Source organism: Aeromonas sp. 2692-1, from assembly GCF_013085505.1.
In the GTDB taxonomy this organism is placed as follows: domain Bacteria; phylum Pseudomonadota; class Gammaproteobacteria; order Enterobacterales; family Aeromonadaceae; genus Aeromonas; species Aeromonas hydrophila.
The window spans coordinates 341,764-364,324 of the sequence record NZ_CP038513.1 but is presented as its reverse complement, the minus strand read 5'-3'; the positions used below and the strand labels follow the sequence as shown (position 1 = coordinate 364,324).

At 63.4% G+C, this 22,561-nt stretch carries 22 protein-coding genes, 1 pseudogene and 1 riboswitch; of the genes and pseudogenes, 14 read left to right on the top strand and 9 right to left on the bottom strand.

The window, feature by feature from the left end; genetic code table 11:
* Positions 1–18 precede the first annotated feature (18 nt).
* Positions 19–351, bottom strand: a complete 333-nt coding sequence (locus E5E97_RS01940; protein ID WP_118880294.1) for a hypothetical protein — start codon at positions 349–351, stop codon at positions 19–21.
* A gap of 111 nt (positions 352–462) precedes the next feature.
* On the opposite strand from E5E97_RS01940, the gene E5E97_RS01935 reads away from it, so the two are divergent.
* Together E5E97_RS01935 and E5E97_RS01930 are read left to right on the top strand one after the other, a co-directional pair.
* Positions 463–978 carry a ClbS/DfsB family four-helix bundle protein gene (locus E5E97_RS01935; protein WP_118880296.1) on the top strand — a complete coding sequence of 172 codons (516 nt, stop codon included), beginning with the start codon at positions 463–465 and terminating at the stop codon, positions 976–978.
* A gap of 343 nt (positions 979–1,321) precedes the next feature.
* Positions 1,322–2,493: pseudogene (locus E5E97_RS01930) on the top strand (nucleoside recognition domain-containing protein).
* Positions 2,494–2,562: 69 nt separating this feature from the next.
* Here the strand turns inward: E5E97_RS01930 and E5E97_RS01925 are convergent.
* Positions 2,563–3,576, bottom strand: a complete 1,014-nt coding sequence (locus E5E97_RS01925) for a chemotaxis protein (protein WP_011707542.1) — start codon at positions 3,574–3,576, stop codon at positions 2,563–2,565.
* Positions 3,577–3,782: 206 nt separating this feature from the next.
* On the opposite strand from E5E97_RS01925, the gene E5E97_RS01920 reads away from it, so the two are divergent.
* A complete protein-coding gene (locus E5E97_RS01920) occupies positions 3,783–4,502 on the top strand; it encodes an SDR family NAD(P)-dependent oxidoreductase (RefSeq protein ID WP_118880300.1) in 720 nt (239 codons plus the stop codon).
* Here E5E97_RS01920 and E5E97_RS01915 read toward each other — a convergent pair.
* Both E5E97_RS01915 and E5E97_RS01910 read right to left on the bottom strand, forming a co-directional pair.
* Positions 4,489–6,555, bottom strand: a complete 2,067-nt coding sequence (locus E5E97_RS01915) for a tRNA(Met) cytidine acetyltransferase TmcA (protein ID WP_118880302.1) — start codon at positions 6,553–6,555, stop codon at positions 4,489–4,491. The two genes, E5E97_RS01920 and E5E97_RS01915, sit on opposite strands and share 14 nt — an antisense overlap.
* Positions 6,552–6,863, bottom strand: a complete 312-nt coding sequence (locus tag E5E97_RS01910) for an HlyU family transcriptional regulator (RefSeq protein WP_029302092.1) — start codon at positions 6,861–6,863, stop codon at positions 6,552–6,554. The genes E5E97_RS01915 and E5E97_RS01910 overlap by 4 nt, the downstream gene beginning before the upstream one ends.
* A 137-nt stretch (positions 6,864–7,000) precedes the next feature.
* Here E5E97_RS01910 and E5E97_RS01905 point away from each other — a divergent pair, with 137 nt between their 5' ends.
* From E5E97_RS01905 to E5E97_RS01890, 4 genes are all read left to right on the top strand, one after another.
* Positions 7,001–7,207, top strand: coding sequence for a bacterioferritin-associated ferredoxin (locus tag E5E97_RS01905; protein ID WP_016352142.1), 207 nt, complete (start codon positions 7,001–7,003; stop codon positions 7,205–7,207).
* Between the two features lie 142 nt (positions 7,208–7,349).
* The gene (gene bfr / locus E5E97_RS01900) at positions 7,350–7,829 is read left to right on the top strand and encodes a bacterioferritin (protein WP_011707537.1); all 480 of its coding nucleotides are present in this window, start codon (positions 7,350–7,352) and stop codon (positions 7,827–7,829) included.
* Positions 7,830–8,031: 202 nt separating this feature from the next.
* Positions 8,032–10,137, top strand: coding sequence for a DUF885 family protein (locus E5E97_RS01895; RefSeq protein WP_171279811.1), 2,106 nt, complete (start codon positions 8,032–8,034; stop codon positions 10,135–10,137).
* Between the two features lie 88 nt (positions 10,138–10,225).
* Positions 10,226–10,684, top strand: coding sequence for a methylglyoxal synthase (locus E5E97_RS01890; RefSeq protein WP_010635987.1), 459 nt, complete (start codon positions 10,226–10,228; stop codon positions 10,682–10,684).
* Positions 10,685–10,744: 60 nt separating this feature from the next.
* Here E5E97_RS01890 and E5E97_RS01885 read toward each other — a convergent pair whose 3' ends face one another.
* On the bottom strand, positions 10,745–11,332 hold the full coding sequence (locus E5E97_RS01885; RefSeq protein WP_010635988.1) for a superinfection exclusion B family protein: 588 nt from the start codon (positions 11,330–11,332) through the stop codon (positions 10,745–10,747).
* A gap of 195 nt (positions 11,333–11,527) precedes the next feature.
* Positions 11,528–11,634, top strand: a riboswitch (yybP-ykoY riboswitch).
* Positions 11,635–11,723: 89 nt separating this feature from the next.
* Between E5E97_RS01885 and E5E97_RS01880 the strand changes: the two genes are divergently transcribed.
* Entirely contained in the window at positions 11,724–12,710 is a 987-nt protein-coding gene (locus E5E97_RS01880; protein ID WP_162901785.1) for a sodium:calcium antiporter, read from the top strand.
* A gap of 91 nt (positions 12,711–12,801) precedes the next feature.
* Here E5E97_RS01880 and ansB read toward each other — a convergent pair whose 3' ends face one another.
* From ansB to E5E97_RS01865, 3 genes are all read right to left on the bottom strand, one after another.
* Entirely contained in the window at positions 12,802–13,860 is a 1,059-nt protein-coding gene (gene ansB / locus E5E97_RS01875) for an L-asparaginase 2 (protein ID WP_011707533.1), read from the bottom strand.
* A gap of 132 nt (positions 13,861–13,992) precedes the next feature.
* A complete protein-coding gene (locus E5E97_RS01870; RefSeq protein ID WP_011707532.1) occupies positions 13,993–14,187 on the bottom strand; it encodes a heavy-metal-associated domain-containing protein in 195 nt (64 codons plus the stop codon).
* A gap of 100 nt (positions 14,188–14,287) precedes the next feature.
* The gene (locus tag E5E97_RS01865) at positions 14,288–15,238 is read right to left on the bottom strand and encodes an AEC family transporter (RefSeq protein WP_077095217.1); all 951 of its coding nucleotides are present in this window, start codon (positions 15,236–15,238) and stop codon (positions 14,288–14,290) included.
* A 139-nt stretch (positions 15,239–15,377) separates the two neighbouring features.
* Between E5E97_RS01865 and treR the strand changes: the two genes are divergently transcribed.
* From treR to E5E97_RS01845, 4 genes are all read left to right on the top strand, one after another.
* Complete coding sequence (gene treR, locus E5E97_RS01860) at positions 15,378–16,325, top strand: trehalose operon repressor TreR (protein ID WP_118882220.1); 948 nt, start codon at positions 15,378–15,380, stop codon at positions 16,323–16,325.
* Between the two features lie 191 nt (positions 16,326–16,516).
* Positions 16,517–17,947, top strand: coding sequence for a PTS trehalose transporter subunit IIBC (gene treB, locus E5E97_RS01855; RefSeq protein ID WP_024944796.1), 1,431 nt, complete (start codon positions 16,517–16,519; stop codon positions 17,945–17,947).
* Between the two features lie 68 nt (positions 17,948–18,015).
* Positions 18,016–19,677: an alpha,alpha-phosphotrehalase gene (gene treC / locus E5E97_RS01850; RefSeq protein WP_118880310.1), complete on the top strand. Its 1,662-nt coding sequence runs from the start codon at positions 18,016–18,018 to the stop codon at positions 19,675–19,677.
* A gap of 3 nt (positions 19,678–19,680) precedes the next feature.
* Positions 19,681–20,286 (top strand): sugar O-acetyltransferase, encoded by a 606-nt coding sequence (locus E5E97_RS01845; protein WP_118880312.1) that lies wholly within the window; start codon positions 19,681–19,683, stop codon positions 20,284–20,286.
* Between the two features lie 119 nt (positions 20,287–20,405).
* On the opposite strand, the gene E5E97_RS01840 is transcribed toward E5E97_RS01845, so the two are convergent.
* A complete protein-coding gene (locus E5E97_RS01840) occupies positions 20,406–20,864 on the bottom strand; it encodes an Lrp/AsnC family transcriptional regulator (RefSeq protein ID WP_016352133.1) in 459 nt (152 codons plus the stop codon).
* 103 nt (positions 20,865–20,967) lie between these two features.
* Here E5E97_RS01840 and E5E97_RS01835 point away from each other — a divergent pair, with 103 nt between their 5' ends.
* Positions 20,968–21,834 (top strand): DMT family transporter, encoded by an 867-nt coding sequence (locus E5E97_RS01835; RefSeq protein WP_162901786.1) that lies wholly within the window; start codon positions 20,968–20,970, stop codon positions 21,832–21,834.
* A gap of 335 nt (positions 21,835–22,169) precedes the next feature.
* On the top strand, positions 22,170–22,502 hold the full coding sequence (locus E5E97_RS01830; RefSeq protein ID WP_016352131.1) for a hypothetical protein: 333 nt from the start codon (positions 22,170–22,172) through the stop codon (positions 22,500–22,502).
* Positions 22,503–22,561 lie beyond the last annotated feature (59 nt).

The window sequence follows — 22,561 nt, the reverse complement described above, 5'->3', positions numbered from 1 at the left end:
GGCGGCCGGTCGAGCGGGTCAGCCGGCTGGCGTGATTTCCTGCATCTTGAGCCAGAAGGCCTCCTGGCAGGGGTTGTGGAACAGCTTGCGCGCAGGTGTGATGGGAATGGGGCTGGCGACCACCCGGTAACTGATCCAGCACTCCGGGCAGAACTGCGGGGAGGACTCTTCGTCCAGCTCCAGCTGGTGGCAGATGACCACGCCGTTGGCGAACCAGTAATGAGTCTGCCGGTGATGAGTCAGGGTACCGCTCTCGTCCTGCTCGCTATGTTGTTCACTCTGCTGGCGGACGATTATCGCCGGCCCCGCCTGGCGATGGATGGCCCTGATGTAGGTCACGAGGTCGTTCATGGTGTTGCTGGATAAGTAGATGGATGGCCGATGGGGCGAGCTTACCCGCGCCGGCCGTGGACGGCAATCTGCCCGCTGCGTATCGGGTGGCGGGCATTCAGGAGAAAAGTGATGGGGATCCCTGCTGACAAGGCCGAGCTGCTGCTCGCCATCGAGACGAACTTCGGCAAGTTGCTCAAGGCCTTGCAGGCCGTCCCCGAGGGCCTGACACAAGAGCCGGTGATGGAGGGGCACGGCAAGGGCACCCGCATGAGCGTGGCCAATCTGGTGGCTTACCTCATCGGCTGGAATGAGCTGGTGATCAAGTGGATCGAGCGGGATGCGGCGGGTCTGCCGGTGGATTTTCCCGAGACCGGTTTTAAATGGAACGAGCTGGGCGGGTTGGCGCACAAATTCTATCGGGACTATGAGGGGCTGACCTACCCGCAGCTGCTGACCCGGCTGGTGGCGGCCAGGGCTCGCATCGTCGAGCTGATCGGGCAGCGCAGCAACGATGAGCTGTACGATCGCCCATGGTATGAGCGCTGGCCGCTGGGACGGATGATCCAGTTCAATACCGCCTCGCCCTATCACAACGCCAACGGCCGGCTGCGCAAGTGGTTGAAGAGCGAAGGGGTGAAGCCGTAGGGCTCGTTGGCGGCCAGCACAGGCGAGGGGGTGGCAAGGCGCAGGTCTCCCCCCTTGTTTCGCTGACTGGCTCCAGTTGTTATACTGCCGCCCCGTTTCGTCGCCGGGCTGGCCGTGGGCCGGCGTGCTGACGCGAGGCGGGCAGACTGGACAGGATCGTCCGGCCACCCGTGTTTCCTCCCTGGTTCAGCCGCGAGCGCGGCGACTCGCCAATCCGTATGGCACGGGTTCGCGGCCAGCAGGAAGAGTCATTCAAGGAGCCCTTGTCGCAAGACAAGGGCTCCTGCTTTATGGGTGCCATAACAACAATACTCACCACACAGCGACAGATTTCAGGATTGGTATGGAAAATCAAGCAGTTAAAGATTCTCACCAGGGGGCGGCCTCTCTTCGCCGCTGGCTGGAGCCGGTATTGGTGCTGGTTATCCTCGGCAGCCTGTTTGGCTACCTCGGCAGCCAGATGGGGCTCTCCGCCCTGGTCAACACCCTGTTCAACACCGCCCACCAGCTGTTGCTCAACACCGTGCTCTTCATCATGGGCATTACCGTGCTGTCGGGCGCGCTCAGCCAGCTGCTCAGCGAGTTCGGGGTGATCCGCCTGCTGGAGGTGCTGCTGGCACCGCTGATGAAACCGGTGTTCCGGCTGCCGGGGCGCACTGCATTGGCAGCCCTGATGACCTTCTTCTCCGACAACCCGGCGGTGATCAGCCTCGCCAAGGACAGCCGTTTTCGCAAGGGCTTCACCCCCTGGCAGCTGGTGTCGCTCACCAACTTCGGCACCGCCTTCGGCATGGGGTTGATCGTGGTGACCTTCATGGCCACCCTGCAACTGCCGGGCGGCGAGTCCACTGCCAGTGCGGCGCTGATCGGCCTGCTCGGCGCTCTTATCGGCTCCGTGGTGTCTACCCGGCTGATGCAGCGGATGATCCGCCCGCTGGTGGGGGAGACCCCGATCACCGACGAGGTGGCGAGCGTGGGGGCCAAACCGGGTCTGAGCCAGGAAGCCGCCCCGACCTGGCTGCGGGTGCTCAACGCCCTGCTGGACGGTGGCAAGTCCGGGGTGGAGCTGGGGATGGCGGTGATCCCCGGGGTGCTCATCATCAGCACCTTCGTGATGCTGCTGACCTTCGGCCCGGGCGAGCAGGGCTACAGCGGTGAAGCCTTCCAGGGGGTGGCGCTGCTGCCGGTGCTGGCGGCCAAGGTGGGTTGGCTGTTCGAGCTGCTGTTTGGCTTCACCCACGCCGAGCTGGTGGCCTTCCCGGTCACCTCGCTGGGGGCGGTCGGGGCCGCCATGTCACTGGTGCCCCCTTCATCGGCAAGGGCTGGATCACCGGCAACGAGGTGGCGGTGTTCACCGCCATGGGCATGTGCTGGAGCGGCTTCTTGAGCACCCACACCGCCATGCTGGATGCGCTCGGCTATCGCCATCTCACCTCTCGCGCCATCGTGGCCCACACCATCGGCGGCCTGTGCGCCGGGGTGGCGGCTCACCAGCTCTATCTCTGGCTGGGCTGAGCCATCAAGCAGCAAAAGGGCGCCTTGGCGCCCTTTTGCTTGTTTTGCTTGTGTGGCCGTCCGGCGGCCTCACAGGTTGCCCGGTCTGGGGATGGGGATGCCGAGCAGGAAGTTGTCCATCATGCCGACCATGCGGCCCAGCTCCGGTTTGGTGATGGTGTCGTTGGCGCCCAGTTGCAGCGCCTTGTGGCGGTTGTCATCGCTCATCAGCGACGAGAACATGACGATGGGGGTGGTCTTGAAGGCGGGGGTATCGCGCAGCCGCTTGAGCAGGTGCATGCCATCCATACGGGGCATCTCCACGTCGGTGATGATGCCGCTGACGAACTCGGCCACCGGGATCTTCTCTTCCTGCGACAGGCGATCGAACTCCATCAGCATCTCCAGCCCGTCACCCCCGTCCTTGGCGGTCACCACGTTGTAGCCCGCGGTGCGCAGGGTGGTCTCGATCATCTTGCGGATGAAGGCGGAGTCGTCCACCACCAAGATGGTTTTGGCCTGGCGCATGGCCATCATGCGATCGTCGATGATGACCTTGCGATCCTGGGTCACATCGTACTTCTCCATGCTCAGTTCGGGGTTGATGTCGGCGATGATCTTCTCAAAGTCGAGGATCATGATGAGGTTGCCGTCGCGCCTGACCACCGCCACCACGCAGTCGTTCTCACCCGCCTCCAGGAACTGGCTGGGGGACTCCACATCTTCCCAGGAGACCCGGTGGATCCTGCTGACGCTGTCGATGAGGAAGCCGTTTGCCATCTTGTTGAAGTCGGTGACGATGACCACCTTGTTGCTGTTGTCCGGGTTGGTGCGGATGCCGAGCCAGCCGGCCAGATCCACCAGCGGGATCAGCCGCTCGCGCAGGGAGAAAACCCCCACCATGTGGCGCTGGGCATTGGGGTAGTCGGTGGTCTCCGGCACCCGGATCACCTCGCGCACCTTGGCGACGTTGATGCCGTAATAGGCTATTTTCTCGCGGCCATCGGGCAGCTGCTTCTTGAGGTGGAATTCGATGATCTCGAGCTCGTTGGTACCGCTCTCGGTCAGGATGGATTTACGCTCTTCCCCGTCTTTGGACATCATGGTCACTCTCGTGCTTCTGGTTGCGCTGGCAGCACCCGCTGCGGTTTTCCCTCAGTATAGGAATGGATCCGCCGCTGACGGCGGGATCCACACAAGATCGCCTCCATAACCGCTTGATCCCGCAGGCTGGAAGGCGCGTATCAGCCTATCAGGAAAAGCGCGGGGCGATGGAGAAGGCCATCACACTCGCCACAAGGGGGCTCGTCATGGAAGAGAGTGTCGTGGTGATCGGCGCCGGCGGTGGGCTGGGCAGCGCCCTGGTCGAGCACTGGCTGGCGGTGGGCGCCGCGCCCGTCATCGCCGTCAGTCGCCAGCCGCAACCGGTGGGGCTCAACAGCAGCAAGCTGCACTGGCTGCGCTGCGATTACAGTGATGAACAGCTGGCAGAGGTGGTGGCCCGCATCGGCAAGCTGGCGCCGAGGCCGCGCTGGCTGGTGATCTGCAACGGCTTGCTGCAGCAGGGAAGCATCCGGCCGGAGAAGCGGCTCGAGGCGCTCAACCTCGAGGCCATGACCCAGCTCTACCAGAGCAACGCCCTGTTGCCGCTGCGCTGGATCAGCCAGCTGCTGCCGCTGCTGGGGTCGAGCGCCTGTACCCTGGCGGTGCTCAGCGCCCGGGTTGGCAGTATTGGCGACAACCGCGCCGGAGGCTGGTATGGCTATCGTGCCGCCAAGGCTGCTCTCAACATGTTGCTCAAGTGTGCCGCCATCGAGCTCGCCAGACGGGCGCCCGGCGTCAAGTTGCTGGCGTTTCATCCGGGCACAGTGGATACCGCGCTCTCGCGCCCATTTCACGGCAACCTGGCCGCCGGCAGCCTGCACAGCCCGCAACAGGCTGCCGCGCATCTGGTGACGCTGATGGCGCGGCTGACGGCGGATGGCGAGCTGAGCTACCTCGACTGGCGAGGCGAGCCTATCGAGTGGTAGCGGGCGGCAGCAGCCGGGCCAGCAGGCTGCGCAGCGCCTTGATGACCGCCGGCTTGCCTGCCAGTTGCAGCCTGGCCGCCAACGCCCCCCAGTCGGCATATTGCCAGATGGTGGCGATCAGCAGTTGCCGCTCGGCGGGGTCAAGCTTTGCCAGTTTTGTCAGGTTGCCCGCCAGCCAGCGCTGCAGGCTGGGCTGGCACAGCTCGAACGGCTTGTGGTGGTGAGCAAAGCAGGCCAGCTCATCCTGATCAAACTCATCGAGCCCGCTTGAGCTGGCCTCACCATCTTGCAGACACTGCCACACCAGTTCGGATTCAATATTTTTCAGCTCGCCCGCCAGCAGGGTGGGCAGCTGGCGCACGAAGCGCCGATGCCAGTCGGCCAGCTCGGTGGTACAGCTTGGTTGCAGCGCCTTGAGCAGTAGGGCGGCGTGGCTGCCGCTGGCGGCATCTCGCTGCAGGCCGATGCGCAGCACCTTGAGCCCGGCCTTGCGCCAGAAGGGCAGCAGATCGGCGCTGGCCGAGAAGGCGGAGCCCAGATAGTCGAGCCCTGCCGCCTGATAATGCTGTTCGAGGTGGGCCAGCAGGAGCGACCCCAGCCCGTGGCGATGGAGAGTCGGGTGGATGGCGATGCGCATCACCCGGGCGTAGCTGCGCGCGCCTGCGGTTTTGAAGCCGGCGTGCGCCAGCAGCGACTGGGGCAGCAGATGGCCGCGCGGGCGCCGCCGCCCGGCCCAGATCGCCTCGGCCAGCTCGTCTGCTATCTCTCCTTCCCGGGCCACCAGCGCTACTCCGAGCAGATGTGGGCCCTGCTCCAGCAGGTGGATGTCGAGGGCCGGGCTCTCCAGCAGGTAACGCAGATCGCTTGGCGTGGTCTGGTAGTGGGCCAGCACCAGCAGGCCGAACACCCGATGCAGCAGCCCCTCGTCGGCAGCCAGTGCATCCTGCTCGAGCCGGCGCCAGCCAGGCCGGGTGGGCGCGGGCGGCGTCTCGACCTCGGCGTTGAGGCCGAGCAGCCGGAACACCAGCGGCTCCAGCGGATCCCGGCTGCTCCAGCGGATCGGCTCGGCCAGGTGGATCTCCTGCCAGCCGGGCGTCTCGCGATCGAGCACCCGCTTGAAGCGCAGGTGAAAACCGCGACCCGTGCCCTCGTAGCCGTGCTCTGTGGTGGCGAAGACGATGCGGCCGTGCCGGGCCAGCATGGCTTCCAGCAGCGGGGTCGGAATGGCGGCCGCTTCGTCCACCAGCAGCAGGTCGGGTTGCAGCGGTTCGTGCACCAGCCGATCCGGCGAGCAGTAGCTGAGCCCTGTTAGCAGTTGCGGCGCGTCTTCAAGGGCATTGGCTGCGTGGGTAAACAGGGTGGCGATCGTGGCCTGGGAGGGGGCTGTCACTACGATCTGCAGATCGGGTTGTTGGCGCAGCAGCTCGGCGGCGGCCAGCCCCAGCAGGCTGCTCTTGCCGCGGCCCCGATCGGCGCTCAGCACCAGCGGGCGGCGGCGGTGACCGTGCAACACCTTGTGGATGGCAGGCAGGGCGCGGGCCTGATCACAGCTCAATGGCCGCGCTGGCCCAACCGGCTGCCACGGGGTCGTCGTGGCAGGGGGCGTCAGCTCGAGGGCAGGGTCACCCGCCAGCAGCCGCACCAGCCGGGCGAGAAAGCCGTGACCCGCCAGCACCATGTCTTCCGGTTGTGCCACCAGCCGTACCCGGTCCGGATCCGGCCAGGCTGGCCATTGGGCCCGCGGCGGGGTCAGCAACAGCAGCAGACCACCTGCCCGCAAGGTACCCGCCAGCGCCCCGAATGCATCGGGGTGAAAACCGCTGAAAGTATTAAACACAAGCGTGTCGCACTCCTGGCCGAGCCGCTGCAACGCCTTGGCCGCCGGTTGCGGGTTGTGCTCGCTCGGGCCGTCCCCCAGCCAGTAGCTGACGCCGCTCAGCAGCGCCTCGGCTCGGGCGATGCAATCGGCCTCGTCACCTTCCAGCCAGATCAGCCGCCGTTCGCCGGTGCGGGCCAGCGCCTGGCGCAACTCGTCGAGCGCAGCCGGCATCATGAGGCGGTGCTGTCGGCCGGTTTGCGGGGCTCGAACATGCGATCCCCCATCTGGTCGATGAAGGTATGTGCCTTCTGCACCATGAAGCGCTCTGCATCGGCGGGGTTGGCAAACAGATCGGAGCGGATGAAGCGGTGGGTCTGCAGCACGCCGTCCAGCTCCTTGGTGATGCGGCCTGCCAGCCGATACTGGCCCCCTTCGGCCATGGGCTCGGGATAGATCAGGTAGCCGGCGTATTCGGTGGGAGTGACTTCGGCGACCACAGCGGGCTGGCCGCCAAACAGGGCAGTGAACAGTTTCTTGAGCATGATGTTTCCCTCAGTGATAGGGCATTGTCACCAAGGGGTTGATGGCTGGCAAGCGGGGGATCTTATTACCAATCGTTATTTGCACTACGAACCATTCTCATTTAGATTTCATGACAATCCAGCATGAGGTAAACACTATGTACGTCTGTTTGTGCCGCGGCATCACAGATTCCCAGATCCGCAAGGCGGTACAGGCAGGCAAGACCGAGTTTCGCCAGCTCAAACAGTCGCTCGAAGTGGGTGCCCAGTGTGGCAAATGCGTGCGCATGACCATGGAGATCATCGCCGCCGAACTCGACAAAGCCGAGCTGGAACAGGCGCCGCTCTACTACGAGGTGGCCTGAGCAGGGCCTGTCGCCGGCAAAACCGGCCCGTCTTTTCAATTCCTTCCCGCAGGCGAGCTGGCTCGCCGGACCTCTTGCGGTCACTTTTCTGGACTAAGCTCTAAGGATCTCAGCCTCAGGCACGAACCAAGGAGCACTGTCGATGAAAGGAGATCCCAAGATCATTGCCCACCTCAACAAGGTGCTGGCCAATGAGCTGATAGCCATCAACCAATATTTTCTGCATGCCCGCATCTACGATGACTGGGGCCTCAAGGCGCTCGGGCACAAGGAGTATCACGAGTCCATCGATGAGATGAAACACGCCGACGAGCTGGTCAAGCGGGTGCTGTTTCTGGAAGGGCTGCCCAACTTGCAGGATCTGGGCAAGCTGCGCATCGGCGAGACGGTGGAGGAGATGCTGCGCTGCGACCTGTCGCTGGAGATGGATGCCATCCCGGACTTGAAGGTCGCCATCGCCTACGCCGAGTCGGTGCAGGATTACATCAGCCGCGACCTGTTCCAGGAGATCCTGGAAGACGAGGAGGAGCACGTGGACTGGCTGGAGACCCAGCTCGATCTCATCGATCGCATCGGGCTGGAGAACTATCAGCAGTCCCAGCTGCATCACGGCGGCTCCTGAATAGTTATGGCATGAAAAAACGATTAAAAAACCCGCTGTGGCGGGTTTTTTAATGTCTGGCTGCATAGCTTTTCATGAGGCTTATCACCATGAAAAGTAAGCTTATTTTTGTTAATTAGGTCGCAAAAAAGTCCGCGGGAGAGATGCACTATTGGAACCCCTTATTGGGGACAAACAATAACAACGGTTAAAGGACTACACCATGCACTTCTTGCCCAACAAGCTGGCGCTGGCTTGCGCCATCGCACTCTCGCTCGCTGCCTGCAATGACAACAGCTCCAACGCCCCGGCGGATCCCGCCGCTACCAAGGCCTCTCTGATGCAGACCATGGACGAGGCCCTGCGCGAAGGCCAGGCGCTCGACCCCTACGGTTTTGCCATCGATGCCGCCAGCATCGCCAAGCGCAAGGCCCTCGACAGTTCCCTGCTCAAACGGCTGGATGCCCTGGACTCGAGCGTGCTGAGCGAACGGGACCGGTTGTTCTACGACATGATCCGCTGGGATCTGCAGATCAACCTGGCGGGTTACGATCTGCCCCAATCCCAGATCCCGATCCATCACTTCCGCAACCGGGTGGTGGATCTGGCCGATGAGGTGGGGGCCGCCCCGGCCAGTGGCAGGGCCGCCCGCACCGTCGAGCGCGGCTTCGACTATTTCGAGCAGAGCTCGGCCGAGCGGGTCGCGCCGGGGGATGCCGCCTGGCGGCGCGATATCGATCGCCCGGCCGCAGCACCGGTTCCGGCGAGCAAGGCGAGGGCCGCCACCGCGCCACTGGCCTGGTATCAGGAGCACCTCACCTGGCTCAAGGCCTATGACGGCTACCTTGCCGAGGTGAAGCACCAGTTCGAACTGGGCAGCGCCCAGGGCAACACTCTGCCGGACGAGCTGGTGGACCGGCTGCTGGCCCAGCTCAACAGCAAGCTGGATGGGGAGGCGATCGCCGGCGCCTATCTCGGCTGGCAGCAGCTGCCGGGAGAGGCGGACGAGGCGCTGCGCAGCGAGTACAAGGGGGTGCTGGACAGCATCAACGGCCGCTATCTGGCGCTGCGCGACTACCTGGATTACCGGCACGGCGGCGCCTATGCGGTGCGCCTTGGCAGCGGCGAGTGCGACGACGGTTTCTGCGGCATGACCAACGGACGCGACTGGTATCGCTGGCTGCTGAAGAAGCACACCACCACCGACATGACGCCGGAGCAGGTGCATGCGCTGGGGCTGAGCGAGGTGGAGCGGATCTTCGGCGCCATGGTCAAGGTGTGCCATACCGTCGGCAAGTGTGACAGCGATGACGTGGTCCAGAGCAAGCAGAGCGGCCAGATTTACGCCTTCTTCCGCTATCTGAACGAGCCGGCCTTCTTCTACCAGAATCCGCTGGCGGTCTGGTCTGCCGGCCTCAACCCGGACAATGCAGCCGGGGCGACCCTGAGCGGGCCGCAGCAGCAGGCGCTGGCCGAACACGAGCGGGCACTGCAGGAGTACAACGCCTTCAAGAGCAAGGCGGCGCTGGTGCTGCCGGACTTCTTCGATGCCGAGCGTACCATTCCCAAGCTGGATTACGAGGTGGTGCCCGTCTCCTATGCGGATGCGCCATACGGCGGGGTGGCCTGGTATCAGGACGGCAACCCCCAGACCGGTCGCAAGGGGCAGTTCTTCCTCAATACCTACTACCCCTATGGTCTGCAGAGCTGGAACATCAGCACCCTGTTGGCCCACGAGGCGGCGCCGGGTCACCACTTCCAGATCACCATCGCCCAGGAGCTGGCCGCCAAGGATCCCGACTTCCCGCAGTACGTGGCGAACGCCTCCTACACCGCCTATGCGGAGGGCTGGGCGCTCTACACCGAATACTTGGCGGATCACGACATGGGGCTCTATCAGGGGCGCGGGCTCTATGATCCGGCGGTGGGGGACGTGAAGGTCGAGGGATCGTCCGCCTTCAACAACCAGCTGCAGTACTTCGGCCGCCTCAACGAGGAGATGCTGAGGGCCATGCGGCTGGTGGTGGATACCGGCATCCACTGGTATGGCTGGAGCCACGACCAGGCCGTCAACTACATGAAGGAGAACTCGGCGCTGGGGGCGGGGGACATCAGCTCCGAGGTGCCGCGCTACATGGCCTATACCGGTCAGGCGACCTCCTACAAGGCGGGCCAGCTGGCGCTGATCCGGATGCGGGAGTCGGCCGAGCAGGCGCTGGGCGGCCGCTTTGACCTCAAGGCGTTCCACCACCATGTGCTGGAATACGGCATGCTGCCCATCTCGGTGCTGGAGCAGAAGAACAAGCAGTGGATTGAACAGTCGAAGTGATCACAGTTACGGCGCCCGGCAAGGCAACGGGCGCCGCTTTCGATTAGGATACGGCTCTATTCAAACAACACTGCTACGGATGATGTCAATGGAACAGATCGCCCGTGAGATGGCGGCCCACAAGCGAGTGGCGCTGGTGGCTCACGACAACATGAAGACCCCCCTGCTGAACTGGGTGATGCGGCGCAAGGAGGAGCTCAAGCTCCACCACCTCTACGCCACCGGCACCACCGGCACCATGCTCGGCAAGCAGGCACAACTGCCCATCACCTGTCTCTTCTCCGGCCCCATGGGGGGCGACCAGCAGCTCGGCGCCCTGATCGCCGAGGGCAAGATCGACGTGCTGATCTTCTTCTGGGATCCTCTCAACGCGGTGCCCCACGATCCGGACGTGAAGGCCTTGCTGCGCCTTGCGGCAGTCTGGAACATCCCGGTCGCCACCAACGAGGCGACCGCCGATTTCATCATGGACAGCCCCCACATGCGCCAGGCGTTCAGCGTGCAGATCCCGGACTACGCCGGCTATCTCAAGGCCAGAACCCAGTAACGGGGCAGAAACGAAAGAGCCGGCCAAGGGGCCGGCTCTTTTTATTGGCGGGAACGAAGATCAGCGCTGGAAGCTTTTTTGCGCGAACTTGGGTCTGGCATTCATGATCTGTTCTACCTGCTCGTCGCTCATCTTGCCGCGCGACAGCCCCAATACCTTGTAGGTGAGCAGCGGCCGGGCCGGCAGGGCGATCATCAGGGCGCGGATCTGGTTCTCGTCCTCTTTCTCGCGCACCGGTTTGCCATAGGCATAGGTCAGTACGCCAGCATCCATCAGGTTTTTGACGGCAGGCTCGGTGATCGGCAAGTTTATGACGCTTTTGCGTTGCAGCACGAACTCGCGCAGCACCGCCTTCTCGTTGAAGTCGAGAAAGGAGATCATCTGGGCCAGCTGATCCTGCTGGCGGCGGGACTGCCACTCGTCGCAGGCCCACTCCCAGGCGATCAGGAAGCCCTGACTGCAGAAGTAGGAGATGGCGATCAGCATGCCGACGCCGAGCCAGGCGGCGTGTGTGGCGGCCCACTGGCTGACGGCTCCCTTCATCAAACCGGCCGGAAACAGCAGGATGATGCTGCAGCAGAGCAGCAGCCAGACCATCAGCCAGTTGAGGCGGTTCAGTTGATAGAAATGTTGGATCCACCGTTTCATCGTTCACCCTTCCCAAATCAGTGTGGACAGTAGTCATCTCATAGCAAACGGTGTGCCAAGGCGAAGCGTTCACCGGCCGGGAAGTGGATCCGGATGGCAAAGCCGGTGGAGAGCACGGTTACATTCCCTTACAACTTGTTGAGCGAATGATCATTAGTTTGCCTTGTGAGGCGGCGCTCAACTTGGTAAAAAGCCCGCACTGTCATAGGGGAGTAGCAACCCGCCCGTGATCCGGGCAGGGCTCATGTCAACATTCTTGGATCCTCAGATCCATGGCATGGGCGGCGATGGTATCCATCGCTCTGCAAGACCTTTGGCCTCGATATGCAAGCCAGCCGGGCGAGCCGTATCGGGTCCATTGGTTGTTCTGCTCGCCTGGCGGTTACTCATCATGCTGATCACCCTGCTGTTATTTCTGCTCTCTGCCGTCACCATCTATCTGGCCTGCGAATATTTCGTCAACGGCATCGAATGGACCGGCCACCACTTCAAGTTCTCCCAGAGCGCCACCGGCTCCCTGCTGGCGGCCCTTGGCACGGCCCTGCCCGAATGCATCGTCACCCTGACCGCATTGCTGATGGGGAATGCCCCCGCTCAGCAGCAGATCGGGATAGGTGCCGCCCTCGGCGGTCCGCTGGTACTCTCCACCATTGGCTATGCCGCCGTCGGCGTGACCCTGCTGCTGTGCATGAGCCGCGAGCACAGGGCCATCGATGGCGAGGTGCAGCGCGAGATAGGCCGTGATCAGGCCTGGTTCGTCGGCATCTTCCTGGTGGCGGTGGCCCTCGGCATGGTGGCCTTCACCGGTAAAACCTGGCTGGCCCCGCTGTTCGTGCTGGTGTATCTGGTCTATGTGCGGCGCGAGCTGAAACAGACCGACAGCCACGAGGTCGAGTTGCCAGAGCCCCTCAAGCTGGATCCGGGTGCCGAGATCCCGGCGCTCGGCAAGGTGCTGCTGCAAACCCTGGTGGCACTGGTAGTGGTGGCGCTGGCGGCCCAGCTGTTCGTTCACCAGCTGGAGAGCATGGGCGAGCTGTTCGGCCTCTCGCCGGTGCTGGCGGCCCTGTTGCTGAGCCCGGTGGCGACCGAGATGCCCGAGCTGATGAACGTGCTGATCTGGGTGCGGCAGGGCAAGCACCGGCTGGCACTGGCCAATATCTCGGGGGCCATGATGATCCAGGGCACCATTCCCAAGGCGTTCTGCCTGTTGTTCACCCCCTGGCTGCTGGACAGCACCATGATGGTCTCCTCGCTGGTGACGCTGCTGGCGGTCGTGCTGTTGTGGTGGGGGTTCAGTCGGGAGCGGATGACGGCGGGCAGGCTTGCCCTGGTGGGGCTTATCTATCTTGGCTTCTGCGGCTGGCTGATGGCGAGCTGAGGCACCAGCCACACCAGATGCAAAAGGGCGGGACCTTGTCCCGCCCTTTTTGTTGTCATCACCCCATGCCGGCCGATGCCGGGCAGGGTGGTCAGAACTGCTGGAACCAGCGCTGGATCTGGGCCGGATCCTTGCTCTGGGTGAGCGAGAGCATCAACAGGATCCGCGCCTTCTGCGGGTTGAGGGTCTCGGCGGCGACGAAGCCGTACTTGGCGTCATCGATCTCGGCATCCAGGGTGGTGGAACCGGTCGGCACGCGGGCGGAGCGCACTACCCGGATACCGTCCTTGCTCGCCTTGGCCAGGGTGTCGAACAGGGTGTGGTAGAGGTTGCCGTTGCCCACCCCGGCGCTGACGATGCCGTCGAACTTGGCATCCACCATCGCCTTGGCCGGCAGATCGGTGGCGTTGGCGTAGCTGTAGACGATGCCGACCTGCGGCAGCTTGTCGAGCTTGCTCACGTCAAACGGGGTCTTGCTGGTGTGTAGACGGGCCGGGCTGCGCTGATAGTCGATCTTGCCGTTGTGGATGTAGCCGAGCGGGCCGAAGTTGGGGGAGGCGAAGGTCTGCACCCCGGTGGTGTTGGTCTTGGTGACGTCGCGGGCATCCAGCACGGTGTCGTTCATCGCCACCATGACGCCACGCCCCTTGGAGGCGGGGTCAGAGGCGGTCACCACGGCGTTGTAGAGGTTCATCGGGCCGTCGGCGCTCATGGCGGTGGAGGGGCGCATGGCGCCAACCAGCACCACCGGCTTGTCGCTCTTGACGGTCAGGTTGAGGAAGTAGGCGGTCTCTTCCATGGTGTCGGTGCCGTGGGTGATGACGATGCCGTCCACGTCATCCTTGGCCAGCAGCTCGTTGACCCGCTTGGCCAGCTTGAGCCACACCTCGTCGTTCATGTCCTGGGATCCGATCTTCACCACCTGCTCACCCTGCACGTCGGCCACGTTCTTCATCTCGGGCACGGCGGCGATCAGCGTCTCGATGGCCACCTTGCCGGCCTCGTAGTTGGACTGGGTGGCGGACTGTCCCGCCCCGGCAATGGTACCGCCGGTGGCCAGGATATGGACGTTGGGCAGGGCCATGGCCATCGGGGAGAGGGTCAGGCCGAGGACGGCGGCGAGCAGGGTCTTGCGGATCGGGAGAGTCATGCAGCAAATCCTTCTGAGGTGAGAAAAATTGCAGCAAGTTTGCGCTTTCTGTTGCCGGGGTTTGTGATGACTCTCACCAAAAAACAGCTGGGTACAGAATTTTAACCTGTTTTATACCTATATAGAGATAATTTAACTCGCCGAGAAGCCTTTGGCTTCGATCAGGGCGATCAGCTCGGCCTTGCTCAGTTCGCTCTCGATGACGGCCTTGCTGCTAGCAAAGTCGACGCTGGCGGTGCTGACGGCAGGCTGGGCCAGCAGGGCTTTTTGCAGGCTGGCGGCGCAGCCACCGCAGGACATGCCGGAGACGGTGAGTTCGATGGTCATGGGATATCTCCTCTGTTGATAGGCCGTCAGCGTAAAGCTGCCGCCCGCGGCAAGGTCAAGGGGATGATGAGGGAGTGAGGGCCAGCACGTTTGCTGCTGGCTAGCCCATCAACCCCAGGTAGTTCATCAGGGCGGCGCCCAAACTGGTGCTGACCAGAGAGCCCAGCGTGGTGGTGGCGATGATGTTGGCTGCCAGCACGCTGTCGCCCCCCATGGCGCGGGTCATCACATAGCTGGCGGCGGCGGTGGGGGTGGAGCTGATGAGAAACAGGATACCGAGCGCCTGTGGGCTGAAGCCGAGCGCCCAGGCCCCCATCACCAGCAGCACCGGGATGCAGAACAGCCGATTGGCGGTGGCCCAGCCGGTCAGCAGGGCGCCCCCGCGCAGGGCCTTGAGGTTGAGGCTGGCACCGGTGCAGAGCAGGGCCAGCGGCAGGGTCATGTTGGCGAAGTAGTTGCCGGTGGTGATCACCAGCTGGGGCAGCTCGATGCCGAGCAGGCCGAACGGCAGGGCGGACAGAATGGCGATGATCAGCGGATTTTTGGCGATCCCCTTGAGGATTGGCTTGATCCCCTTGCTGCCTCCCAGGCTGCGGGTCAGGGTGATCACCGCGAGCACGTTGTAGAGCACGGTGACCGAACCCACCAGCAGGGCGGCGGCGCCGATCCCCTCGGCGCCGTAGGCGTTCTGTACATAGGCCAGCCCCATGATCCCCATGTTGCCGCGAAAGCTGCCCTGCACGAAGATGCCGCGCTGGCGCCGCTCGGGGATGAAGCGGGCCGCCAGCAGCTCCAGCACCAGAAAGCCGGTGAGGGTACCGAGCAGGCCGTAGAGGATGAGCCAGGGGCTCGGCATGGTGGAAAAGTCGGTGCGCACCATGCTGAGGAACAACAGGGCGGGCAGGGTGACCTGGAATACCAGGCGGGAGGCGGACTCGACGAAGCTGTCGGGCAACAGACCCAGCTGCTTGAGCCAGATGCCGAGCAGCAGCACCACGCAGATGGGGCCCGTGATGGAGAGGGAGAAGTGCAGACTGGCCAGCAGATCCATAATGCGCGTCCTGTGCGATGGCGAATGGCACGGCGTTCGCCGGGGCCAAAGGGGCATTCTAACGCCATGGGCTTGTATTCACAGGGGTTAATCACAACAATGTGGGCAATTCCACCGCCGAGCCCCTGTGAGCCACTTCATGGACAAAAAACTGACCATCCTCGATATCGCCCGACTCAGTGGTGTCGGCAAGTCGACCGTCTCTCGGGTGCTCAATCAGGATCCCAAGGTGAAGCAGGCGACCCGCGACCGGGTGGAGCAGATCATCGCCGAACACGGCTTCGTGCCGAGCAAGTCGGCGCGGGCCATGCGCAGCCAGAGCCAGCAGGTGGTGGGGATCATCGTCTCGCGGCTCGACTCCAGCTCGGAAAACCAGGCGGTGCGCGGCATGCTGGAGACCCTCTATCAGCGCGGTTACGACGCCGTGCTGATGGAGAGCAAGTTCTCCCCCGCCAAGGTGCAGGAGCATCTGGCGGTGCTGGAGCGGCGCGGGGTGGATGGCATTATTTTGTTCGCCTTCAACGACCTGGACTATGCCGCCATGGCGCCGCTCAGGGATAAGCTGGTGCTGGTGGCGCGCGATCACCCCGGCTTCTCCTCGGTCTGTTTTGACGATGCCGGTGCGGTGCACACCATGCTGGACCAGCTCGCCGCCCGCGGCATTCGCGACATCGCCTACCTGGGGGTGGATACCAGCGACCTCACCACCGGCCAGCGCCGGCTCGACGCCTACCTCGGCTATTGTGCCGAGCAGGGGCTGGCGGCGCGCAGCGCCCTCGGCGATCTCAGCCTGCAGAGCGGCTACCGGCTGGCGGGGGAGCTGCTCACCCCGACCACTGGTGCCCTGGTCTGCGCCAGCGACACCCTCGCCATCGGTGCGGCGAAATACCTGCAGGAGCAGGGGCGCAGCGAAGTGCTGGTGACCGGCCTTGGCAACAACCCCATGCTCAGCTTTCTCTTCCCCAACGCCCTCAGCCTGGATCTCGGCTACAAGGGGGCGGGCGAGCAGGCGGCCTGTCAGCTGCTCGGCCAGATCGAGCAGGATCTGCCTCCGCTTGCGACCATAGCCCCCAGCCACCCTCTGTGATTGCCATCACCTCGTCCTGCACAAAAATTGTGCTTTTTGTGAGCTCGGCCACGAAATGGGAACGTTCCCATTTTGATCTGGCCAGATTGTCGGCATGCTAAATGGGAACGATACCAAAAACGCTCGGGCCCACTGACTGGCCCAAAAGGGCGACGCAGACCAATATCAATGGAGTCACAGAGGGAAGACTCATGTCCAAGATCAACGCACAACACCTGGCCACGCTCATCGACAAGATCGGTGGCAAGGAGAACATCGCCACCGTCAGCCACTGCCTGACCCGGCTGCGCTTCGTCCTCAACGATCCGGCCAAGGCCGACAGCAAGGCCATCGAAACCATCCCGGCGGTGAAGGGCAGCTTCACCCAGGGTGGCCAGTTTCAGGTGGTCATCGGCAACGAGGTAGAGCAGTGGTACAAGGCGCTGACCGAAGAGATCGGCGTTAGCGGTGGCAGCAAGGAGGCCGCCAAGCAGGCGGCGCGCCAGAACATGAATCCGCTGGAGCGGGGCATCTCCCATCTGGCGGAGATCTTCGTGCCGCTGCTGCCCGCCATCATCACCGGCGGTCTGATCCTGGGCTTTCGCAACGTCATCGGCGACATCAAGATGTTCGACGATGGCACCCATTCCCTCACCGAGATCAGCCAGTTCTGGGCTCAGGTGCATGCCTTCCTCTGGCTGCTGGGCGAGGCGATCTTCCACTTCCTGCCAGTGGGCGTTTGCTGGTCTGCGGTCAAGAAGATGGGTGGCTCCGAGATCCTGGGCATCGTGCTCGGTATCACCCTGGTCTCCCCGCAACTGATGAACGCCTACGGCATCGGTCAGCAGACCCCCGAGGTGTGGGATTTCGGCCTGTTCGTCATCCAGAAGGTGGGTTATCAGGCCCAGGTCATTCCGGCCCTGCTGGCGGGGGTATTCCTGGCCTGGGTGGAGACCAACCTCAAGCGGATCATTCCGGCCTATCTCTATCTGGTGATCGTCCCCTTCATCTCCCTGCTGCTGGCGGTGATCGTGGCCCACGCCTTTATCGGTCCGTTCGGGCGCTGGCTGGGTGACGGCGTCGGCTTTGCCGCCAAGGCCGCCATGACAGGTTCGTTTGCTCCCATCGGAGCCGCCCTGTTCGGCTTCCTCTATGCGCCGCTGGTCATCACCGGCATCCACCACACCACCAACGCAGTGGATCTGCAGCTGATGCAGAGCATGGGTGGCACCCCGATCTGGCCGCTGATCGCCCTCTCCAACATCGCCCAGGCGTCTGCGGTCGTCGGCATCATTCTGATCAGCCGCAAGGAGAACGAGCGGGAGATCTCGGTGCCTGCCGCCATCTCTGCCTACCTGGGGGTGACCGAGCCGGCCATGTACGGCATCAACCTCAAGTACAAGTTCCCCATGCTGTGCGCCATGGTGGGCTCCAGCCTTGCGGCCCTCATCTGCGGTTTCGCCGGGGTGATGGCCAACGGCATCGGGGTCGGGGGCCTGCCGGGCATCCTCTCCATCCAGCCGCAATACTGGGCCGTTTATTCCCTCGCCATGCTGGTGGCCATCGTAGTGCCTGTGGTGCTGACCCTGCTGGTCTACAAGCGCCAGCAGGCGGCCGGCAAGCTGGCCCAGGCCAGCGCCTGATTCCACGCATCAGGGCGACCCGCAGGGGTCGCCCTCTCCCTTTTTCATTCGAGACAAGAGCAAGACCCATGAGCCAAACTCCCTGGTGGCAGAGCGCCGTGATTTACCAGATTTACCCCAAGAGCTTTCAGGATTCCGCTGCCCGTGGCACCGGCGATCTCAAGGGGATCATGGCCCGCCTCGACTATCTCAAGACCCTCGGTGTCGATGCCCTCTGGCTGACCCCGGTTTACGTCTCCCCGCAGGTGGACAACGGCTACGACATCGCCGACTACCTTGCTATCGACCCGGCCTACGGCACCATGGCCGACTTCGAGGCGCTGCTGGCTGCCGCCCACGCGCGCGACATCCGCATCGTGATGGATATAGTAGTGAACCACACTTCCACCGAGCACGCCTGGTTCAAGTCGGCGCTGGGGGATAAAAACAGCCCCTACCGCGACTACTACATCTGGCGCGATCCGGTGGATGGCGGCGTGCCCAACAACTGGCAGTCCAAGTTTGGCGGCAGCGCCTGGGAGCTCGATGACCTCACCGGTCAGTACTACCTGCACCTGTTCGCCCGCGAGCAGGCGGATCTCAACTGGGAGAACCCGGCAGTGCGTGCCGAGGTAAAGGACATCATCCACTTCTGGGCCAAGAAGGGGGTGGACGGGTTCCGCCTCGACGTCATCAACCTCATCTCCAAGGATCAGGCGTTCCCGAATGACGAGATAGGCGATGGCCGCCGTTTCTACACCGACGGGCCGCGCATCCACGAATTTTTACAGGATGTGAGCCGCGACGTCTTTGCCCCGGTGGGGGCCATGACGGTGGGGGAGATGTCCTCTACTTCGCTGGAGCACTGCCAGCGCTACGGTGCGCTGGATGGCTCAGAGCTCTCCATGGTGTTCAACTTCCACCATCTGAAGGTGGATTACCCCAACGGTGACAAGTGGACCAAGGCGCCGTTCGATTTTCTCGAGCTCAAGCGCATCTTCAACCACTGGCAGAGCGGCATGTACGGCAAGGGGTGGTCGGCGCTGTTCTGGTGCAACCACGATCAACCGCGCATCGTCTCCCGCTTCGGTGACGAGGGTGAGCATAGGGTGGTTGCCGCCAAGATGCTGGCCAGCACACTGCACGGCCTGCAGGGCACTCCCTACATCTATCAGGGGGAGGAGATCGGCATGACCAACCCCGGTTATCAGCACATCGATGACTATCAGGATGTGGAGAGTCGCAACATCTTCGCCATCAAGCAGGCCGAAGGGATGAGCGAGGCCGAGATCCTGGCTATTCTCGGCGCCAAGTCCCGGGATAACTCGCGCACCCCGATGCAGTGGAGCGCCGCCCCCAACGCCGGCTTCACCAGCGGAACGCCCTGGCTCAAGCCTGCCACCAACTACCCGCTGATCAACGCCGAGGCGGCGCTGGCCGACCAGCACTCGGTGTTCTGGTTCTACCGGGATCTGATCCGCCTGCGCAAGACTCATCCCATCTTCACCCAGGGGGATTATCAGGAGCTGCTGGCAGGGCATCCGCAGATCTGGGCCTATGCCCGCCGCGCCAACGGCCAGACATTGCTGGTGGTGAGCAACTTCTACGGCGAGCCGACCACCTTCGCCCTGCCGGACGAGCTGGCCACCGGCAAGGGGCGCCTGCTGCTGGGCAACTACCCAGATAGCCCGGCCCGGCCGCAGTCCTGTATGCTGCGCCCTTATGAATCCCTGATCTGGCTGGTGGAGTAGGCGATGAACGAGGTGATGACGAAGGCGGCGGTGCGCGGCGCCGAGTGGCAGAAGATGGTGGCGGGGGCGCCTTATGATGCAGGTGACCCCGAGCTGAAAGCGGCGCGCGAGCGTTGCCGCCGGCTCTATCACACCTTCAACACCAGCTGGCAGGAGAAACCGGCGCGGGATGCCCTGCTCCATGAACTGCTGGGCGGCCGTGGCAAAGCGTGCGCCATCAACCCGCCGTTCTTTTGCGACTATGGTGCCAACATCTTCGTGGGGGAGAACTTCTACGCCAACGTGGGCTGCACCATCCTCGACGTGTGCGAGGTGCACATCGGCGACAACGTGCTGCTGGCGCCGGGGGTGCAGATTTACACCGCCGCTCACCCGGTGGCGGTGGCGCCGCGCATCAAGGGGGTGGAGTTCGGCAAGCCGGTGCGGATCGGCCACAACGTCTGGATTGGCGGGAGCACCGTCATCTGCCCCGGCGTCACCATAGGGGACAACAGCGTCATCGGCGCGGGTTCGGTGGTGACCAAGGATGTGCCGGCGGGCGTGGTGGCGGCCGGCAACCCCTGCAAGGTGTTGCGGCCGATGACGGCGGAGGAGCTGGCGGCGGTCTGACCCAGCCGGGGCGGGCAATCCCGCCCCGGTTTATATCTGGCGCCGCGCTCAAAGGCGCCATCCTTCATCTCATTTCTTCCCAAGGACGTGCCGACAATACCGGGCAGTACGTTCTCACCTCAGGCAGGCAGCAAGGCTCCGCAGCGTTTGTGCTGTTTCATGACCACCAGGGTCTTGAAGCTGCGCACCTGCTCCCTGGCATGCAGCACCCGCCGGGTAAACAGGTCGTAGCTCTGCATGTCCCGTGCGGCGACCTGCAGCACGAAGTCCTGCTCCCCTGTGACGTACCAGAGGTCCATGACCTCCGGCTCCCCTTGCAGGCTGGCGATCATCTCATCGACGATGCGGCCGTGATCCCGCTCCAGCGTCACGAGTACCAGCATGGTGATGGGCCAGCCCATGGTGGCGGGTGCTACCAGTGCCACTTCCCGTTCGATGAGTTCTGCCTCCCGCAGCGCCCGCACGCGGCGGTAACAGGCCGGTGCCGAGAGGCCGACCCGGTGGGCCAGCTCGGGGATCGGCAGGCGGGCATCCTGCTGCAGTTCGGCGAGGATGAGCAGATCGAATTTGTCGGTCATGAGAAGAGAGATAAAAATTATCGAATAGGGCCAGTTTTAGACCGAAATTACGGCCGTCGCCAGATATATTTTACTTCTCATTGTCTGCTCAGGTTTGAACAAGATGCCGCCGAACACCACTGCTTTCTCCTCCCTGCTGGCGGTCATCCTCGCCATGCTGTCGATTACCCTCGGCGCCTCGCTGGCCAAGTCCCTGTTTCCCCTGATCGGGGCTGCCGGTACCACCTTGTTCCGACTGGGATGCGCCGCCCTGCTCCTCTCGCTGGTGTTTCGGATCTGGCGAATGCCCTTCGATCGACGCACCCTGCTGGGGGCCATCCCCTATGGGCTGTCGCTGGGAGCAATGAATCTGCTGTTCTATCTGGCGATCGAGCGGATCCCCCTCGGCGTGGCGCTGGCCATCGAGTTCATCGGCCCCTTGACGGTGGCGCTGCTCGGCTCCCGCCATCGGGCAGACTTCCTCTGGCTGGCGCTGGCCATCGTCGGCCTGCTGTTGTTGCTGCCGCTGCGGGCGGCCGAACAGACCCTCGATCCCCTGGGGGCGGCATTGGCGCTCGGCGCCGGGGTGTTCTGGGGGCTCTATATGCTGACCGGCAAGCGGGCCGGTGCCCTGCTGGGGGCGCAGGCGCCGGCGCTGGGCATGTGGGTGGGGGCCTTGCTGGTACTGCCCTTCGGCCTCGGTGGTGCGAGCGAGGCCACCTTCACCCTGCCCGTGGTGCTGACCATCGTGGGGGTAGGGCTGCTCTCCAGCGCGATCCCTTACTCCCTCGAGATGTTTGCCCTGCGCCGGCTGCCGCTCAAGAGCTACGGCATTCTGACCAGCGGTGAACCCGCCATGGGGGCCCTGATGGGGTTGCTGTTGCTGGGGGAACAGTTGCCCCCGACCCAGTGGCTGGGGATAGCGGCGATCATCGTCGCCTCCATGGGTACCACCTGGCAAGGCGGGCGCCGGCGCACCGAGCCGGCGTGATCTGCCGGGCCCGTATGGCAGCCGGATTACGCTCATTACCCTGCCGGTGGGGGTCTGCCGTTCGCTGAACCCGGGATGTACAGCCACTTCAGATTTTTTGAACATCTAGGCCAGTTTATCTCGCTAACAATGGCGGACCTGGATGTTTAATATTCACTCAACGCTTAGGCAGGAACGCCAAGCGGCCAAATAACTGGTCGTTCAAGGCTGTGGCACTCTCAAACAGGGTGCCGGATGTCGGTGAAAGAACAACACACTATTTGAATAACCTCTTGCAAGGATGCATTGATTCGGGCCCGTCGGCCCAGGCAATGACATAAAAACCAAGAGAGTGAATGAACATGAAAAACGTAATCAAGATGCTGGCCGTTGCAGGCCTGATGACCGCCGGTTTCGCCCAGGCTTCTGTTCCGGCTGACTTCAACGCCGCCCCGGGCGTGCTGTTTGTGAACTGGCATGCGACCGCCGCCGTCGAAGGCAAGGCCAACCCCATGCTGGAAGTGCGTGACGAGTCTGGTGACGTGGTTGCCTCCGTCCATGCCAACCTGATGGGCACCCAGCAAGTGCAGATCCCGAGCCGTACCCAGGGCAACCTGACCGTGAGCCTGGGTGATCAGAGCAGCGACTACCGCATCCCGTTCGGTATCGGCAGCGGCAAGCAGCGCTAAGCCGACGACGCCCTGGCGCGATGGCCGCAGACCGCACCGGTTTGACCGATACTGTCCCC

Bases quoted from the DNA above. Each gene is read 5' to 3' on its own strand.
- E5E97_RS01940 (WP_118880294.1), bottom strand. From the start codon at position 351: ATGAACGACCTCGTGACCTACATCAGGGCCATCCATCGCCAGGCGGGG.
- E5E97_RS01935 (WP_118880296.1), top strand. From the start codon at position 463: ATGGGGATCCCTGCTGACAAGGCCGAGCTGCTGCTCGCCATCGAGACG.
- E5E97_RS01925 (WP_011707542.1), bottom strand. From the start codon at position 3,576: ATGATGTCCAAAGACGGGGAAGAGCGTAAATCCATCCTGACCGAGAGC.
- E5E97_RS01920 (WP_118880300.1), top strand. From the start codon at position 3,783: ATGGAAGAGAGTGTCGTGGTGATCGGCGCCGGCGGTGGGCTGGGCAGC.
- E5E97_RS01915 (WP_118880302.1), bottom strand. From the start codon at position 6,555: ATGATGCCGGCTGCGCTCGACGAGTTGCGCCAGGCGCTGGCCCGCACC.
- E5E97_RS01910 (WP_029302092.1), bottom strand. From the start codon at position 6,863: ATGCTCAAGAAACTGTTCACTGCCCTGTTTGGCGGCCAGCCCGCTGTG.
- E5E97_RS01905 (WP_016352142.1), top strand. From the start codon at position 7,001: ATGTACGTCTGTTTGTGCCGCGGCATCACAGATTCCCAGATCCGCAAG.
- bfr (WP_011707537.1), top strand. From the start codon at position 7,350: ATGAAAGGAGATCCCAAGATCATTGCCCACCTCAACAAGGTGCTGGCC.
- E5E97_RS01895 (WP_171279811.1), top strand. From the start codon at position 8,032: ATGCACTTCTTGCCCAACAAGCTGGCGCTGGCTTGCGCCATCGCACTC.
- E5E97_RS01890 (WP_010635987.1), top strand. From the start codon at position 10,226: ATGGAACAGATCGCCCGTGAGATGGCGGCCCACAAGCGAGTGGCGCTG.
- E5E97_RS01885 (WP_010635988.1), bottom strand. From the start codon at position 11,332: ATGAAACGGTGGATCCAACATTTCTATCAACTGAACCGCCTCAACTGG.
- E5E97_RS01880 (WP_162901785.1), top strand. From the start codon at position 11,724: ATGCTGATCACCCTGCTGTTATTTCTGCTCTCTGCCGTCACCATCTAT.
- ansB (WP_011707533.1), bottom strand. From the start codon at position 13,860: ATGACTCTCCCGATCCGCAAGACCCTGCTCGCCGCCGTCCTCGGCCTG.
- E5E97_RS01870 (WP_011707532.1), bottom strand. From the start codon at position 14,187: ATGACCATCGAACTCACCGTCTCCGGCATGTCCTGCGGTGGCTGCGCC.
- E5E97_RS01865 (WP_077095217.1), bottom strand. From the start codon at position 15,238: ATGGATCTGCTGGCCAGTCTGCACTTCTCCCTCTCCATCACGGGCCCC.
- treR (WP_118882220.1), top strand. From the start codon at position 15,378: ATGGACAAAAAACTGACCATCCTCGATATCGCCCGACTCAGTGGTGTC.
- treB (WP_024944796.1), top strand. From the start codon at position 16,517: ATGTCCAAGATCAACGCACAACACCTGGCCACGCTCATCGACAAGATC.
- treC (WP_118880310.1), top strand. From the start codon at position 18,016: ATGAGCCAAACTCCCTGGTGGCAGAGCGCCGTGATTTACCAGATTTAC.
- E5E97_RS01845 (WP_118880312.1), top strand. From the start codon at position 19,681: ATGAACGAGGTGATGACGAAGGCGGCGGTGCGCGGCGCCGAGTGGCAG.
- E5E97_RS01840 (WP_016352133.1), bottom strand. From the start codon at position 20,864: ATGACCGACAAATTCGATCTGCTCATCCTCGCCGAACTGCAGCAGGAT.
- E5E97_RS01835 (WP_162901786.1), top strand. From the start codon at position 20,968: ATGCCGCCGAACACCACTGCTTTCTCCTCCCTGCTGGCGGTCATCCTC.
- E5E97_RS01830 (WP_016352131.1), top strand. From the start codon at position 22,170: ATGAACATGAAAAACGTAATCAAGATGCTGGCCGTTGCAGGCCTGATG.